This is a genomic window from Lacrimispora xylanisolvens (assembly GCF_002934545.1).
GTDB classification, from domain to species: Bacteria; Bacillota; Clostridia; order Lachnospirales; family Lachnospiraceae; genus Lacrimispora; species Lacrimispora xylanisolvens.
This window is the reverse complement of the sequence record NZ_PTJA01000004.1, coordinates 234,934-252,688: the sequence shown is the minus strand read 5'-3', so window position 1 is coordinate 252,688 and position 17,755 is coordinate 234,934. Positions and strand designations below refer to the sequence as shown.

10 protein-coding genes are annotated in these 17,755 nt (G+C 44.2%); 7 read left to right on the top strand and 3 right to left on the bottom strand.

Going from position 1 to position 17,755, the window contains the following annotated elements:
- The first annotated feature begins 148 nt into the window (after nucleotides 1-148).
- The 4 genes from treR (at nucleotide 149) to guaB (ending at nucleotide 5,805) form a co-directional block, all read left to right on the top strand.
- Nucleotides 149-862 (top strand): trehalose operon repressor, encoded by a 714-nt coding sequence (treR, locus tag BXY41_RS09155; RefSeq protein ID WP_104436521.1) that lies wholly within the window; start codon nucleotides 149-151, stop codon nucleotides 860-862.
- A gap of 134 nt (nucleotides 863-996) precedes the next feature.
- Nucleotides 997-2,403: a PTS system trehalose-specific EIIBC component gene (gene treP / locus BXY41_RS09150; protein ID WP_104436520.1), complete on the top strand. Its 1,407-nt coding sequence runs from the start codon at nucleotides 997-999 to the stop codon at nucleotides 2,401-2,403.
- Nucleotides 2,404-2,406: 3 nt separating this feature from the next.
- Nucleotides 2,407-4,059 (top strand): alpha,alpha-phosphotrehalase, encoded by a 1,653-nt coding sequence (gene treC, locus BXY41_RS09145; protein WP_104436519.1) that lies wholly within the window; start codon nucleotides 2,407-2,409, stop codon nucleotides 4,057-4,059.
- Between the two features lie 291 nt (nucleotides 4,060-4,350).
- A complete protein-coding gene (gene guaB, locus BXY41_RS09140) occupies nucleotides 4,351-5,805 on the top strand; it encodes an IMP dehydrogenase (RefSeq protein WP_104436518.1) in 1,455 nt (484 codons plus the stop codon).
- Nucleotides 5,806-5,842: 37 nt separating this feature from the next.
- On the opposite strand, the gene BXY41_RS09135 is transcribed toward guaB, so the two are convergent.
- Entirely contained in the window at nucleotides 5,843-7,258 is a 1,416-nt protein-coding gene (locus tag BXY41_RS09135; protein ID WP_104436517.1) for a spore germination protein, read from the bottom strand.
- A 403-nt stretch (nucleotides 7,259-7,661) separates the two neighbouring features.
- On the opposite strand from BXY41_RS09135, the gene BXY41_RS09130 reads away from it, so the two are divergent.
- A complete protein-coding gene (locus tag BXY41_RS09130; RefSeq protein ID WP_104436516.1) occupies nucleotides 7,662-8,534 on the top strand; it encodes a YitT family protein in 873 nt (290 codons plus the stop codon).
- Nucleotides 8,535-8,581: 47 nt separating this feature from the next.
- Here the strand turns inward: BXY41_RS09130 and BXY41_RS09125 are convergent, their stop codons facing one another.
- Nucleotides 8,582-9,961, bottom strand: a complete 1,380-nt coding sequence (locus tag BXY41_RS09125; protein WP_104436515.1) for an MATE family efflux transporter — start codon at nucleotides 9,959-9,961, stop codon at nucleotides 8,582-8,584.
- A 76-nt stretch (nucleotides 9,962-10,037) separates the two neighbouring features.
- Complete coding sequence (locus tag BXY41_RS09120) at nucleotides 10,038-10,478, bottom strand: FMN-binding protein (protein WP_104436514.1); 441 nt, start codon at nucleotides 10,476-10,478, stop codon at nucleotides 10,038-10,040.
- A gap of 139 nt (nucleotides 10,479-10,617) precedes the next feature.
- Between BXY41_RS09120 and addB the strand changes: the two genes are divergently transcribed.
- Together addB and addA are read left to right on the top strand one after the other, a co-directional pair.
- Nucleotides 10,618-14,085, top strand: a complete 3,468-nt coding sequence (gene addB, locus BXY41_RS09115) for a helicase-exonuclease AddAB subunit AddB (RefSeq protein WP_104436513.1) — start codon at nucleotides 10,618-10,620, stop codon at nucleotides 14,083-14,085.
- Complete coding sequence (gene addA, locus BXY41_RS09110) at nucleotides 14,045-17,734, top strand: helicase-exonuclease AddAB subunit AddA (RefSeq protein ID WP_104436512.1); 3,690 nt, start codon at nucleotides 14,045-14,047, stop codon at nucleotides 17,732-17,734. The genes addB and addA overlap by 41 nt, the downstream gene beginning before the upstream one ends.
- Nucleotides 17,735-17,755 lie beyond the last annotated feature (21 nt).

Sequence of the window (17,755 nt, the reverse complement as noted above, 5' to 3'; positions counted from 1 at the left end):
ACAGACCGCCTGATTCTTTTTTTGCATTATGGGATAGTCCTTACTTTGTAGTTTGTTTTATTTGACTGACATATACGTATATGTTACAATAATATCAATACTTATCAGAAATATAAAAATGAACCCGGTATATGGAGGTTAAACAATTATGGAAAGTAAATACAGGCATCTTTATAAGCTGCTTTTAGATAAGATTGACAGGCGGGAATATGAGCCAGGAGATAAGCTTCCGGCGGAGGGAGAGCTGATGGAGGCTTACGGTGCTTCCAGGGATACGGTGCGCAAGGCTCTGGAACTTCTGGTTCAGGACGGTTATATCCAAAAAGCCAGAGGAAAGGCGGCGGAGGTTCTGGACAAGAATAAGTTTAATTTTCCTGTATCAGAAATTGCAAGCTTTAAGGAAATCTACCGTTTTTCTGATTCTAAGCCCAATACGATTGTGGAAAATTTAGAAATCATAAAGGGAGATAAAAAGCTGATGGCTGCCCTGCAGATCGGAGCGGAGGATGAGGCATTTTCTCTTGAGCGGGTCAGGGAGATCGAAGGAGAGAAGATCATCATTGACAAGGATTATTTTTCACGGAAGGTGGTGGAAAATCTGCCTCTCCGCGCGGCTCAGGATTCTGTTTACGAATATCTGGAAAAGGAGCTGGGCCTGAAAATCGGATTTGCCATGAAAGAAATCACGGTTCATATGGCTACAGATGAGGATTACCGCCTGCTGGATATGGGAAGCTACGACATGATCGTGGTGGTGAAGAGTTATACTTATCTGGAGGATTCCACCCTGTTTCAATTTACAGAATCCCGCCACAGGCCGGACAAGTTTAAGTTTGTGGATTTCGCCAGAAGGAAGCTGTAAAAGGTTATGTCAAGAGACAGAAATATATTTCTTCATATATGTTGACAAAGATATACGTATATGTTATATTCAAAACACAATAATAACATATAAGTTGCAACTATTTTAAAAACATATGGAAAAGGAGTATGGATATGGGGAAATATGAAGATGATTCCAGGCAGCTTTTGGACCTCGTCGGAGGTAAGGGGAATATAGGGGCTGTGACTCACTGTATGACCAGAATGCGTTTTGTGCTGTCAGATCCGTCAAAGGCTGATACGCAGAAGATCGAAGCATTGAAAAGCGTTAAGGGTACCTTTACACAGGCTGGACAGTTTCAGGTTATCATTGGAAACGACGTACAGACTTTTTACAATGAATTTGCAGCAATTTCAGGAATAGAAGGCGTATCAAAGGACGAAGTGAAAAAGGAAGCGAAGGGCAACATGAACCCGCTGCAGAGAGCGGTTGCAGATATAGCGGAAATATTCGCTCCCCTGATTCCCGCCATTATCGTAGGCGGTCTCATCCTGGGCTTTCGGAATATTATCGGTGAAATTAAATTCATGAACGGCGGGACAGAGACTTTGGTGGCGGTTTCCCAGTTCTGGTCCGGCGTTTACAGCTTTCTCTGGCTCTTAGGCGAGGCTATTTTCCATTTCCTCCCGGTGGGGATCACATGGTCTGTAACGAGAAAGATGGGAACTACCCAGATCCTGGGAATTGTGCTGGGTCTGACCTTAGTGTCTCCCCAGCTTTTAAACGCCTATGCCATGGCGCCGGGCGTAGAGATACCGGTCTGGGATTTTGGTTTTGTAAAGATGAGAATGATTGGTTATCAGGCACAGGTTATTCCGGCTATTTTAGCAGGCTTTGTACTGGTTTATCTGGAGAGGTTCTTTAAGAAGATCACTCCTCAGGCTATTTCCATGATTGTAGTTCCTTTCTGTTCCCTGCTTCTGGCAGTGATTGCCGCCCATGCAGTAGTTGGACCCATCGGATGGGCCATTGGCTCCGCTATATCAAAGGTGGTTTATGCAGGTCTTACTTCTAACTTACGCTGGCTGTTTGCCACCTTATTCGGCTTTGTATATGCGCCCCTTGTTATTACAGGACTGCACCATATGACCAATGCCATCGATCTCCAGCTCATGGCGGAGTTCGGCGGAACCATGCTGTGGCCAATGATTGCTTTGTCCAACATTGCACAGGGCTCCGCAGTACTGGGTATGATCTATTTACAGAAAAAGGATGAGGAATCAAAGCAGATTTCCATTCCAGCCTGTATCTCCTGTTATTTAGGGGTTACGGAACCAGCTATGTTCGGCGTGAACTTAAAGAGAGGCTTCCCTTTCCTTTCTGCGATGATCGGTTCTGCCATTGCAGCGACCGTTTCCGTTGGAATGAATGTTATGGCCAATTCCATCGGAGTTGGCGGTATTCCAGGAATTCTGTCCATACAGCCTCAGTATATGGGAATCTTTGCCATCTGCATGCTGATTGCTATTGCAGTACCTTTTGGTCTGACTGTTGTTGTGGGCAAAAAGAAAGGAATTTAGTAAATGCAGAATTTTAAAAAATCATGTGTTTATCAGATTTATCCAAAATCCTTTATGGATACAGATGGAGACGGAATCGGTGATTTAAAGGGCATTATCGAAAAGCTGGATTATCTAAAAAAGCTGGGTGTGGATTACCTCTGGCTCACTCCATTTTTCCTGTCGCCTCAGAATGATAACGGCTATGATATTGAGGATTACTGCCGGATCGATCCCTTATTTGGAACCATGGAGGATTTAGATCGCCTGATATCCGAGGCAAAAGACCGGGACATGAGGCTCATGCTTGACATGGTTTTTAACCACACTTCTACGAGACATGAGTGGTTTCAGAGGGCTCTTGCCGGGGAGAAGAAATATCAGGATTACTATTTCTTTCAGGATGGAACGGCGGGCAGTCCGCCCACCAACTGGCAGTCCAAATTCGGGGGAAATGCATGGGAGTACGTAAAAGAGCTTGGAAAGTATTATCTGCACTTATATGATGTGACCCAGGCGGATTTAAACTGGGAGAACCGGGACGTACGGGAAGAAATAAAACATGTAATTCGTTTCTGGAAAGAGAAAGGAATCCGGGGATTCCGGTTCGATGTCATCAATCTGGTTTCCAAGCCAACTGTTTTTGAAGATGACGAGGAGGGGGATGGACGCCGTTTCTACACGGATGGTCCCCGGATTCATGAGTTGCTGCGGGAAATCGTGGAGGATACAGGGCTTGATGGGGAAGATGTGGTCACAGTAGGGGAAATGTCTTCCACCACCATAGACCATTGTATTCGTTATACAAACCCGGAGGAAAAGCAGTTGAAGATGTGCTTTAACTTCCATCACTTGAAAGTTGATTATAAGGACGGGGATAAATGGTCCTTAATGCCCTATGATTTTGGGCGGCTGAAAAAGATCTTCCACACATGGCAGGAGGGAATCGCCGGGGGAAACGGGTGGAATGCAGTATTCTGGTGCAACCATGATCAGCCCAGAGCCGTATCCCGTTTCGGTGACGACGGAACCTACAGGAAGCAGTCCGCCAAGATGCTGGCTACAGTGATTCACGGGATGAGAGGAACGCCCTTTATCTACCAGGGAGAGGAAATTGGTATGACCAATGCCTGTTTCACAGATATTTCCCAGTACCGGGATGTGGAAAGTCTGAACTATTTTGATATTTTAAAGGAGCAGGGGCAGAAGGAAGAGGATATCTACCGGATACTTAAGGAACGATCCAGGGACAATGCCAGGACCCCTATGCAGTGGGACGGAGAGGAAAATGGCGGATTTACTTCCGGAACGCCGTGGCTGACTGTCAATAAAAACTGCAGGGAGATTAATGTAAAAGAAAGCCTTGCTGATCCCGATTCCATCTTTACCTATTATCAGAAGCTGGTGGAATTAAGAAAGCAGTATGATATCATCAGCGACGGGAGCTATGAACCGGTATTTGTGGATAATCAGGGTATCATGTCCTATAAAAGGGCCTTGTATGAAGAAAAGCTGCTGGTATTTGCCAACTTCACCGGGCAGGAGCAGACAGTGAAGCAGAAAGAGGTACTGGATGACTGGGATGTATTACTGTCTAATTATGATAATGTAAAAATCCATGAGGACAGTGTGATGCTAAGCCCCTTCGGCGCCGTGATGCTGTACTGGAGAGGATGATCCCAGGCTGCCGGTGAATAAAAGATCGTACAGAATTCATTGCTTTAATCAGAAGAAGTGAATTCCTGCGGTCTTTTTTTATGCGTCTGAAAACTGCCAGGCTTAAAGCCCCAGGGGTGGACCTGGTTAAGTAATTATTTATTAGAAATGTTCATTTTACTGTCCACAGAGGGCGGAAAAAAACAGGAAAATGTCCGTTGACAACCAAAGCAAAGTTTGCTAAACTATTTAACTAATAAGCAAAAATGTTTATTTTAAAAAGTATAAAATTAAGCGAAGGAGAGGAAAATAATGGGTACAATTATTGGCGAAGGCATTACATTTGATGATGTGCTGTTAGTTCCAGCTTATTCAAACGTAATACCCAATCAGGTTGATTTGTCGACCAACCTTACAAAAACCATCAAGCTGAACATTCCACTTATGAGTGCAGGAATGGACACCGTTACCGAACACCGCATGGCAATTGCCATGGCAAGACAGGGTGGAATCGGCATTATTCACAAGAACATGTCGATTGAAGAGCAGGCAGAAGAGGTTGATAAGGTTAAGAGGTCAGAAAACGGCGTCATAACGGATCCATTCTATCTTTCCCCGGAACATACATTAAAAGATGCGGACGAGCTGATGGCCAAGTTCCGTATTTCCGGCGTACCGATCACAGAGGGCAAAAAATTAGTCGGTATTATCACAAACCGTGATTTAAAGTTTGAAGAGGACTACAGCAGACAAATCAAAGAAAGCATGACTTCTGAGAATCTGGTGACAGCAAGAGAAGGAATTACTCTTATGGAAGCGAAGAAGATTCTTGCAAAGGCAAGAGTTGAGAAGCTGCCCATCGTTGATGAAGAATTTAACTTAAAAGGTCTTATTACCATCAAAGATATCGAAAAGCAGATCAAATATCCATTGTCTGCAAAAGATGGACAGGGAAGGCTTTTATGCGGAGCAGCTGTTGGAATTACCGCCAACGTTCTGGATCGTGTGGCAGCCCTTGTGGAAGCCAAGGTAGATGCTGTGGTTCTTGACTCTGCCCACGGACATTCAGAGAATGTAATCAACTGTGTCAGAATGATCAAGGAAGCCTATCCAGCCCTTTCCGTCATTGCCGGTAATGTAGCGACTGGCGAAGCGACTAAGGCTCTTATTGAAGCAGGAGTTGATGCAGTTAAGGTAGGAATCGGACCTGGTTCCATCTGTACCACCCGTGTGGTTGCAGGAATCGGTGTGCCTCAGATTTCAGCAGTTATGGACTGCTACAGCGTAGCAAAGGAACATGGGGTTCCTATCATTGCAGACGGAGGAATCAAATACTCAGGAGACTTAACAAAGGCCATTGCAGCAGGCGGAAGCGTTTGTATGATGGGAAGCATGTTTGCTGGCTGTGATGAAAGCCCGGGAACATTCGAACTGTATCAGGGAAGAAAGTATAAGGTATACCGTGGTATGGGCTCTATCGCTGCCATGGAGAACGGAAGCAAGGACCGTTATTTCCAGACAGATGCGAAAAAGCTGGTTCCAGAAGGCGTGGAAGGCCGGGTCGCATATAAAGGTATGGTAGAGGATACGGTATTCCAGATGCTTGGCGGTCTCCGTTCCGGTATGGGATACTGTGGAGCAAAGGATATTAAAACCCTTCAGGAAACAGGCAGATTTGTTAAGATCTCAGCTGCTTCCTTAAAGGAAAGTCATCCTCATGACATTCATATTACAAAAGAAGCACCAAACTACAGCATTGACGAATAATACAAAGCAGGCGGAATTCATGTTCCGCCTGCTTTTTTTAACTCTGCTTTTCTTTATGAGGAAGGCGTCCCCGGAATAACCTTTTTTTCAGCTCTTTGAGATGAAGGGGAATCAGGGGATAAATATAGCTCTTACCTGCAATGGTTTTATTAAATACAACAGCACATATAGACAAAATAAAGCCTATGATGAAGCCCCACACATTAAAAAGAGCGATTAAAACTAAGAGCATCATTCGGATAAACTTAAATGCGTAGCCCAGTTCAAAGCTTGACTGGGAATAGTTTGCCACAGTTACAAAAGCCATATATAACATGGTTTCACTGTTAAACCACCCTGATTTAACAGAGTATTCGCCCATTACAATACCGGCGATCACACTTAAGGGAGTGGTCAGCATGCTGGGGGTATTCACAGCAGCCAGCCGCAGTCCGTCAATGGAAAATTCCAGAATCATAAGCTGAAAAAAAAGAGGGACCTGAGGTTGTTCCGATAAACGGATGAAGCGCAGCCAATTGGGTATCATTTCCGGATTTTGCATAAACAGCAGCCAAAGGGGCGTTAAATACAACGTGAGAATGGATATAACAAGCCGTGACAGCCGCAGGTAAGTTCCGGTAATGGGAGGAAAATAATAATCATCGGCCTCCTCTATGATATCAAAAACAGATGAGGGAAGAATCATGGCGGAAGGAGAGTTATCAACCAGAATAATTATATTTCCCTCCAGCAGGGAGGCAGCAGCAGTATCCGGACGTTCCGAATATCTGAATTTTGGAAAAGGGTTGAACCATTTGTAGGGATAGATACATTCTGCCAGACTTTCCTGGTTCATGGTCAGAGCATCCACATGGAGTTTAGTGATCCTTTCCTTTATGGTGGCAAGAAGCTTTTCATCCACCCGGCCTTTAAAATAACATACGGCAATGTCTGTATGGGAGCTTTCACCTGTATTCATGATTTCCATCGTTAATTTGGGATCCCGGATTCTTCTGCGGATCAAAGCGGTGTTAAACGTAAGAGTTTCAACAAATCCGTCTCTGGAACCCCGCAGAACTTTATCTTTCTCCGGCTCTGATACACTTCTTACAGGATAGCTTCTGCAGTCCAGAGTAAAGCATTTGTCATATCCGTCAATAAACAGGCAGGAGATTCCGGCAAGAAGCTGCTTAATCATTGCTTCTTCCTCTTTCACCAGTCCTACCTGACTGTATGGCAGATATTTTTTAGAAAATTCATGAGCATCAGGAGGCATGTCTTCTGGTTTAATGGAAGCAAAGTCCTCCATTAATTTTTGCCAGACCTCTCCTTTTGTGAAGCCTTCAATATAATAAATACACGCTTCTTTGCCGGCCACATAGAACGTTCGGTAAACCAGATCAAAGTTTCCCACCACATCCAGCTTTTTATCTAAATAATTCATAGTATCAGAAAGTTTCGTCGTAAATTCCATGGTATAATCTCCTTGCATTGGTTATGGAAAGTATGTGCATTTTCATGAAAAATATGTTTTATTAATTCTGCATGGTCAGAAAGGATTTTTTTGATCTGTTTTATTGGAAAATATGCAGTGGTATCTGGTCGAATCCTGTTGATTTTTGGCAAAATACACTAAAAATATTGACTTATGAGCCAAAAGATGGTATTATCGTCCATGTGAGAAGCACAAGGGGTGCCTTGCGTGCGGTGTTTTGATGTGGGGATGTCAAAGCACAAAACTACATAGTGTGACGGTTTTAGATCGTGACGGAGGATTGCCTTCTGTGGGGGAAGGGCAGTCCTCTAATTTTTTTATATTTGCATTGATAGGCAGGAAAATCTTACATATAATATGAGGTGTGATAAGGAGGAATACTATGTGGAAAGAACTGAGGAGAGATAAGCGGGTCCGTAATATTATGACCGCACTGGCAGTGATAGGATCAGCGCTATTACAGACGTATGTGATTCAGGCTTTTATCAGGCCTGCTGGATTATTATCGGGAGGATTTACAGGTATTGCTATTTTAATCGACCGGATTACCTCACTGTTCGGATTTAATATATCTACCTCTATGGGCATGATTGTACTCAATATTCCAGTTGCATGGGCATGCAGTAAAAGTATCAGCAGACGGTTTACTTTTTTTTCCCTGCTGCAGGTACTGCTGGCCAGTACATTTTTAAGAGTGTTTCATTTTACGCCCATCTTTGATGACGGTATATTAAATGTGATCTATGGCGGTGTGCTTTACGGGTTTGCCATTGTACTGGCACTTCGGGGGAATGCATCCACAGGCGGTACAGATTTCATTGCCCTTTATGTTTCCAATAAAACCGGCAATTCCATCTGGACCCATGTGTTTGTAGGAAATGTAATTCTGCTCTGTATTTTCGGAGCTATATTTGGCTGGGATTATGCCGGATATTCCATTCTGTTTCAATTTGTGTCCACCAAGGTCATATCCACCTTCCATCACCGGTATGAACGTGTGACACTTCAGATTACAACCGTAAAAGGACCGGAGCTGGCGGGAAAGTATGTGGAAGATTTCCGGCACGGAATTTCCTGTGTGGATGCAGTGGGAGGCTACAGCAGGAAGAAGATGTATCTCCTCCACACAGTGGTGTCCTCTTATGAAGTAGAGGATATCATCGCGCTGTTTCATGAAGTCGATGATCAGGTGATAGTGAATATGTTTAAAACTCAGCAGTTTTACGGAAGATTTTACCGTGCTCCCATGGAGTAAAGGACGAGACTGTTATTGCATATTATGTGCAGTAACAGTCTCGTTGATTATATGCGTACTGGTTTTCTTTTCTTTAACCTGCTGAAGAAGTGGAAATAGATCAGGAACAGAACCGATGTGGTTGTCCAGGTTAACGGATAGCAGAATACTACGGTTTCAATCACTGGGTGAATGGGCACAGCGATGCAGATCCATACAATTCTAAGGACGCAGACGCCAAGGCTGGTTAAAATCATGGGGATCCAGCAGTCACCGGTTCCACGAAGGGATCCGGAGTAAATTTCCACACACACGTAAGTGAAAAAGGTGGGAACCAGATACCGGAGAATCTGTGTACCCTTGTCAATGACTGCTGCGTCAGTTGTAAACAGGAGAAATACCAGACTTCCGAATGTGTAAAGCAGGAGGCTTAATGCAATAGCTGAAACAAAGCACATAAAAAGGCAGACTCGTATGCCCTTGTATACTCTGTCTAATTTCTTTGCACCGTAATTCTGTCCCACAAATGTGGTTATGGAGATACCAAAAGCACTGATCATCATCCAGAACAGTGTATCGATCTTGCCATATGCAGTCCAGGCAGCCACGGTGTCAGTTCCCAATGTGTTTACACTGGATTGAATGATTATATTTGATGACGTGTACATTACGGATTGAAGACCTGCGGGAAATCCAATCCGGATAATCCGCACCAGCATGTCCCGTTGTATTTTTAACTGAGAAAAAGACAGGCGGTAATCCTCTTTGGTGCGAACCAGAATAATCACTACGAGTACTGCACTTAACAGCTGGGAGGTAATGGTAGCGATTGCAGCGCCGGCAACTCCCATATGGCAAAAAACAACCAGGATAATATCCAGAACAATGTTAACAAAGCAGCTGACAATCAGAAAATAAAGAGGACGCCTGGAGTCACCGGCCGCCCTTAAAATACCAGCCCCCATATTGTAAATCAGGTTAGGAATTGTTCCTAAAAAATAAATACGCATAAATAAAACCCCATAAGGCAGGATATCATCAGGAGTATCCATGGCTTTTAAGGCAAGGGGGGCGAATATAATTCCTGCTATCATAATAAAAAAGCCGCATACAACAGAAAAAGCCATGGCTGTATGGACGGCTTCGCTCAGCTGCTTTTTCTGCCCGGCTCCGAAAAACTGGGATATGCTGACGCCTGCGCCGGAGGAAAGCCCGATAAAGAACCCGATAAACAGATTGATCAGAGTTCCAGTAGGGCCTCCAACGGCAGCCAGTGCTTCTTTTCCTACGAACCGGCCAACAATGACTGCATCGGCCGTATTATAAAGCTGCTGAAAAAATGTTCCGAATAAAATTGGAAAGAAAAACAGAAGAAGCTGCTTCCATATCACTCCCTCTGTAATCTGATTCGACGTTCCTTCGTCTTTATTTCTTGTATTCTTTTTCATAAAATTTCCTCGTTTAAGTAATTATGTAGTCATTTTTCATTATACCGTCTGGTAATAAAAAACACAATCCCCTGTCTCAGTCGGTTTTTTGAGCTTTGGTAAGTGCCTGATCCACTGCTTTTAACAGAACACTGGAGGTGTAGCGGGACTCAGACGGATAGGAAATGTTTTTGGTTGACTGATTCTTTAAAATCTGCGGAGATAAATTATCCATGGCGGGCTGCATCAGTGGATACATGGTGGTAACCGCCTCGCTTAAAGGAACCAGTGTAACGGAAGTGATTTTCTTTGAATCAACTGTGACCTCAACATTGATATCCTGGCTATTCAGCGTAATGGCAGAGGAATATACACCCGGTACATAAGCCACAGCATCGCCGGAAGTGGGAACAGTATCCTTTTTCGGGCGGAACATGACTAGAAACAGGGTAATGAGGAGGATTCCAAGGCCAACGAAGATCGCAGTATAGATGATCTCTTTCATTCGTAAAACAACAATTTTTGTTTTTGAGCTCATAAGACAGAAGCCCTCCGTATAGTTTTGTTATAATGTATGAACGGATTGGGGGATTTCATTCCTAAGATTTCATTGTTGTAACAGGAAATCTGTGCTAAGATAATAGACAAACGTGTGTTTTGGGAAAGGAAGAAAAAGTATGTCCCTTCAATTTATTTTGGGTGGATCCGGTTCCGGCAAAACCAGCCGTCTTTATACGGAATTGATCCGTCAGTCGGTGAATGAACCGGATACCCAGTATTTTGCCATCGTGCCGGAGCAGTTTACCATGCAGACCCAGAAGGAGATCGTCTCCCTGCACCCAAGCTTCGGAGTGATGAATATTGATATTGTCAGCTTTAAACGTCTTGCCTACCGCATCTTTGAGGAACTGGCGGTTGTAAATCCCCAGGTTCTTGATGATATGGGGAAATCCATGGTGCTTCGAAAGGTAGCCGCAGACAAGAAAAAAAGTCTTGTATTTTATAAAGAACATTTGTCGAAAGCAGGGTTTATATCCCAGTTAAAGTCCATGCTTTCCGAGCTTTACCAGTATGGAATTACTCCTGATATGCTAAAGGAGAAGATTCCGGAGAACTTAAGCCCTGTGCTGGCTCAGAAACTGTCGGATATTACTGTCGTTTATGAAGGATTTAAAGATTATATTGAAGGTAAGTTTATTACTTCAGAGGAGATATTAGACGTTCTCTGCAAAGTCCTTCCTAAATCTGAACTGATCAAAAACAGTGTAATCACATTAGATGGTTATACGGGATTCACCCCTGTCCAGTATCGGATTTTGGAATTGTTTTTCCGTTATAGTAAGAAAGTAATGATTACAGTGACCATGGATCCGGCAGTGAACATGAGCAGAAAGACCGGGGTTCAGGAGTTGTTTTACATGAGCCGCCAGATGATAAAAAAACTAAATGATCTTGCCATGGAGACAGGGATAAGCCGTGAAAAGGACATCCTTCTTACGGATCATCCCGCAGTCCGTTTTGTGAAAGACACAGATCACTCACCCTGCAGTCTGGATTTTCTGGAACAGAATCTCTATCGCTATACAGGAAGATCTTTTATAGGCCAGCCGGAATCCATCCATTTGTATCAGACCCGTAATCCCTCGGAAGAGATTGCATTTGTAATCCGTTCCATGGAAGAAAACATTAGAAAAAACGGACTTCGATACCGGGATATGGCGGTTATAACCGGAAGCTTATCCAGCTATGCAAACGAGATGATTCATCAGTTTCAGTTAAACCATGTGCCATTTTTTCTGGATGATAAGAAGAGCATATTAAAAAATCCCATGGTGGAACTGATTCGTGCCGCCATTGAGATTGTTCAAAAGGATTTCTCCTATGAATCCGTGTTTCGCTACATAAGAACCGGGCTGGTAGTTTCACAGGATCAGACGGACCAGGCGGACAGGCTGGAAAATTACGTCATAGCCATGGGAATCAGAGGATTTAAAAAATGGAACGCTGAGTTTGAGGGCTGGTATAAAGGAGCCAGGGAGCTGAATCTTCTGGAATTAAATCAGTTTAAAGCGGAATTGATGGAACCTCTTCATCATCTGCGTGAGGAATTTAAAAGAGAAGATTCTACCGTAAAAACCATGACTGCGGCTGTGACTGCACTTTTAATGGAGACAGGCATTGAAGAAAAGATGATTGGTTTTGAGAAAAAGTTTCAGGAGATGGGGGAATTCGCACTTGCCAAGGAATACGGTCAGGTTTATGGGCTGGTAATGGATTTATTTGACCGCCTTGCCGGACTGTTAGGAGACGAACATGTAAGCAGGAGAGAATACGGTGAAATTTTAGATGCCGGTTTTGCTGAGATTAAAGTTGGCGTAATTCCAGCTGCCGTGGACCGGGTTGTAGTGGGAGATATTACAAGAACCCGACTGGATCATATTAAGGTTCTTTATTTTGTAGGAGTTAACGATGGACTGGTTCCGGTAAAAAAAGAGAAAGGCAGCTTATTTACAGACAGGGAGAGAGAATTTTTATCCAATCATGAAATAGAACTGGCTCCCACCTCCATGGAAGAAGGGTTCCGTCAGAGATTTTATCTGTATCTGGCACTGACAAAGCCGGAGAAAGAGCTGGTGTTATCCTATGCAGCCATGGACGGAAGCGGGAAGAGCATGCGCCCTTCTACCTTAATCGGAGAATTAAAGAAGCTGTTTCCAGGATTAAAGGAACAGGCTCCGGGGGAGGCGGGGGTTCCTTTAAATTATCGTGAAGCAAAGAGCCAGCTGGCAGATGGGATGAGGGAGTGTGGTAAAAACGGAGGGGATTTAAGGCTTCTGGAACTGTTAAAAGCGTTTCTTTCCTCGCCAGATCATAAGGAGGAAGCCAGACAGCTGGTGGAGGCGGCTTTTTATGTATATCAGCAAAAAGGCATTGGAAAAGCAGCTGCCAAGGCTCTTTACGGCTCCGTTATTAATGGAAGTGTGACCAGAATGGAGCAGTATGCTTCTTGTGCATATGCCCATTTCTTAAGTTACGGTCTGGAACTGATGGAACGTCAGGAATATGAGCTGGCTGCCATGGATATCGGTAATCTCTTTCATGATTCCATTGATTTATGGTTTGCGCGGATGAAGGAAGAAGGAAGGGATTTTAAAACACTGACAGAAGAGGAACGAAAGACCATGGTACACGAATGTGTAACCAGAGTGACAGAGGAATATGGCAACACCGTTTTAAAAAGCTCAGCAAGAAATGCATACCTTGCAGGCAAAGTGGAGCGGATCACAGACAGAACGGTGTGGGCGTTGTCCGAGCAGCTGAAGAAAGGGGATTTTACTCCTGTCGGATTTGAAGTATCCTTTTCTGCAGACGATCATTTAAAAGCCATGAGACTGCCATTGTCTGGAGATGAGGCCGTTCATTTAAGGGGACGGATTGACCGCATGGACTTATGCGAGGATGAAGAGGCAGTTTACGTAAAGATTATTGACTACAAATCAGGAAGTACAGCATTTGATTTAACTTCCCTTTATTATGGACTTCAGCTTCAGCTTGTGGTCTATATGGATGCGGCTCTGGAGATGGAAGAGCGGAAAAGGCCGGACAAGCAGGTGATTCCTGCCGGAATCTTTTATTATAATATTAACGATCCGGTTGTGGACAAAGATGGTGAGATGACACAGGAAGAGATATCAGGCAGAATTTTAAAGCAGCTTCGTATGAACGGTCTGGTTAATACCGATTTAAATGCAATCGCTCATCTGGATCATGAAATTGAATCAGAATCTGACGTAATACCGGTTGCCATGAAGAATGGAATCATTCAGGAGGCACGGTCATCAGTAGCCGGCGGAAACCGTTTTTCAGCCTTGAGGCAGTATGTTCAGGAAACACTGAAGACGGAAGGCCGGGAGATTTTAGAAGGGGTTATTGATGTAAATCCCTATAAACAGGGGAATAAAACGGCTTGCGATTACTGCCCCTACCATGCAGTCTGCGGGTTTGATTTAAAGACACAGGGATACGGTTTCAGGAAATTTAAGGCTTTAAAATCCGAGGAAATATGGCCGGTTATCGAAGGAGAAGCAGAGGAAGGAGAAGAACATGGCAATCACCTGGACAGAGGAACAGAAAGCAGTCATTGAAAGCAGAAACAGAAATCTTCTGGTATCGGCAGCAGCCGGCAGCGGTAAAACAGCTGTTCTGGTGGAACGCATTATCCGTATGATTACGGAGGGAGAGAATCCCCTTAAAATCGATCAGCTTCTTGTTATGACATTTACAAAGGCAGCAGCAGATGAGATGCGGGAGCGTGTCTTAAAGGCGGTGGATGAAAAACTGATGGAGCAGCCGGATAACGAGCACCTTCAGATGCAGGCAGCCATGATACCCTATGCCCAGATTACTACCATAGACAGCTTTTGTCTGGGGATCATCAGAGAGCATTACAGCCGGTTAGATATTGACCCTGCTTTTCGTGTGGGAGATGAGGGAGAGCTGATTCTTCTCCGGGGAGATGTGATGAAGGAGATGCTGGAGGAATTTTACGAAGCAAAGGATCCTTCCTTTGAATGCTTTGTAGAAACGTATGCTTCCGGCAAGACAGACCGGGGAATTGAAGATTTTATCATGCAGGTATACCGTTTTTCCCAAAGTAATCCATGGCCGGAGGAGTGGCTTAATAACTGCAGACAGGAGCTTACAGCTTGTGATATGAAACACATGAAGGATACCGCCTGGATGAGGTTTCTGATGGAGGACGCCGCTCTGCTGCTTGAGGAACTGTTAATCCAGACAGAAGCAGCCATGGAGATCTGCCAGGAGGAAAATGGTCCTGAGGCATATCTTCCCATGCTGGCAAGTGATGCAGCGATGCTTAAATCTCTTGGGAAAGCAGAGGATTACGAGTGCTTAAACAGCCGGCTGAAAGAGGTAGCCTTTGTAAGACTTGCCTCGATACGAAGCAAGGACATCGATCAGGAAAAAAAGGCCGCTGTCACTGCAGTCAGGGACAGAGTGAAAAAGGGCATTGGTAAGCTTTGCGATTTGTACTGCTTTGAATCTCCCGAAGAAGTGGGAGCCGATATGGAAGGGACCAAAGAAGCTGTTTTCATGCTTCTTCATCTGGCAGAAGAATATTCCCGCAGATACCAGGAGAAAAAGAAAGAGCGCAATCTGGTGGATTTTAATGATCTGGAACATTATGCCCTGGAGATTCTGTTAAAGGAAGAAGACGGAATCAGGGTTCCCACAGAAGCTGCAGATGAATTCAGCCGCCAGTTTGAGGAAATACTGGTAGATGAATATCAGGACAGCAATGAGGTACAGGAAGCGCTGATCAACAGTATTTCAAGAGAACGGTTTGGCAGTCCCAATGTTTTTATGGTAGGAGATGTGAAGCAGAGTATCTATCAGTTCCGTCTGGCAAGACCACAGCTGTTTTTAGACAAGTATCAGAGCTACTCCAGTGAAGAAGGTAGCTATCAGAAGATTGAGCTGCATCAGAATTTTAGAAGCAGAGAGTCAGTACTTACCAGCATCAACGAGGTATTTTATCAGATTATGACGAAAAATCTGGGAAATATCCGTTATACAAAGGAGACGGCACTTCACCCTGGGGCTGTTTTTCAGGAAACAGACGGTCGTGCAGGAGAGAAGACGGAGCTGCTTCTGATTCATGGTTCTTCGGAACAGTTAAAACAGCTTGATGAAGATAGTGCAGATTATACTGGCAGGGAAGCAGAAGCAAAGGTAATTTCCTCAAAAATCAGGGAGCTGACAGATCCGGACAGCGGACTTCTTGTCTGGGATAAAAATCTGAATCAGACAGGAGGATACCGGATCTGCCAATACTCTGACATTGTTATTTTATTAAGAAGCTTAAGTGGCTGGGCAGAGGAATTTGTCAATATTTTGATGAATGAGGGGATTCCTGCCCATGCAGAGCGTAAAACAGGATATTTTTCCGCTTCAGAAGTGGAGACAGTCCTTTCCATGCTGAATATTATTGATAATCCCATGCAGGATATTCCTCTGGCTGCAGTCTTTAGATCCCCCATAGTAGGAGTTACCGACCAGGAGATGGCCCATCTGCTGGCTGTATGGAAAAATGCTGCAAAGAAGGGGCAGGACCGTGGAATTTACGGGGCGTGGCAGCACTATTTAAAGGAGTATGAACATAAGGAAGATGAAAGCGCTCCTGAGCTTTATGAGAAGCTGCTAAGATTCACCCGGGGGCTTTCTCAGTACAGGGAAAAAGCCGCCTATTTGTCCATTCATGAGCTGCTTTATGATATATATGAAGAAACTGGGTATTTTGACTACGTTTCCGCCATGCCTGGAGGAGAGGTGCGAAGAGCCAACCTTGCCATGCTGGTGGAAAAGGCGGCTTCCTATGAACAGACCAGTTACAGGGGGTTATTCCACTTTATCCGCTATATTGAAAATTTGAAAAAATATGATACTGATTTTGGGGAAGCCTCCCTTCTGGGAGAAGAGAATACCGTTCGCGTCATGAGTATTCATAAAAGCAAGGGTCTTGAGTTCCCAGTTGTATTTCTGGCGGGAATGGGAAAAAAATTCAACAAACAGGATGCTTATGGAAAACTTCTCATCGATCCTGATCTGGGAATCGGTACCGATTACATGGATCTGGAAAGACGGATCAAGGCACCTACCTTAAAGAAACACGTTTTAAAGAGAAAAACGGAATTAAGCGCGCTTGGAGAAGAGCTTCGAGTCCTTTATGTTGCCATGACAAGAGCCAAGGAAAAGCTTATCATGACTGGGTTAGACCGGTATCTGGATAAAAAATTTGAGCGTTATGCAACCGTAATGAGAGCTCAGGGCCAGATCCCATTTTCCTTCCTCTCCGGTGCGGATTCTTATTTAGACTGGCTTTTAATGAGTCTGTCTGGTAAATATTCCTCCACAGGTATCTTGTCTGAAGAGGGGCAGGATACAGGGAATTTAATTATGAAGGAGCTGACTGTTTCCGGTCTTGTTATGGGGGAAATGAACCGGCAGGTAAGCAAGAAACTGACGAAAGAAAGTTTCCTGAGACTGGATACAAAAATAAGCTATGACCAGGATTTTGAAACAGGCTTAAAGGAGGCACTTTCCTACTTTTATCCTTACGAAGAGGACATAAGACTCCATACCAAGCTCACTGTTTCAGAACTGAAAAAGCAGGGGCAATACTTAGACGAAGAAGAAAGCGATTTCCTTCCAACAATTCCTGTTTTTTTAAGAGAGGAAATAGAAGAAGAAAAGACGGGAGGCGTCCGTCGGGGTACAGCCTATCACCGTGCACTGGAACTTCTGGATTTTTCAAAGGTGAAAACGGCACAGGACTTAACTCTGGCACTGGAGAATCTAAAAAGCGATGGCCGGCTAAGTGAAGAAAGCTTTGCTTTGCTTTCCATTTCCCAGCTTCTGGCATTTATAAAATCACCATTAGGAAAGCGTCTGGCAGCAGCTCAGGAGAAAGGTCTGTTAAAGCGGGAACAGCAGTTTGTAATCGGGATACCGGCCAGGGAGATGGATGTGGCAGATTCCGATGAACGTATCCTGATACAGGGAATCATTGACGCATATATGGAGGAAGAGGGGCAGCTGGTTTTAGTGGATTATAAAACAGATTTTCTGAAAGAAGGGCAGGAATCCGTTCTTTCTGACCGTTATGGAATCCAGATGGAATATTACAGGCGGGCTCTGGAGCAGATTACAGGCAAAAAGGTGAAGGAAAGGATTATCTATTCCTTTGCGCTGAAGAAAGAAGTAGTAATAAACTGACCACAAAATGAGTAGAATGGA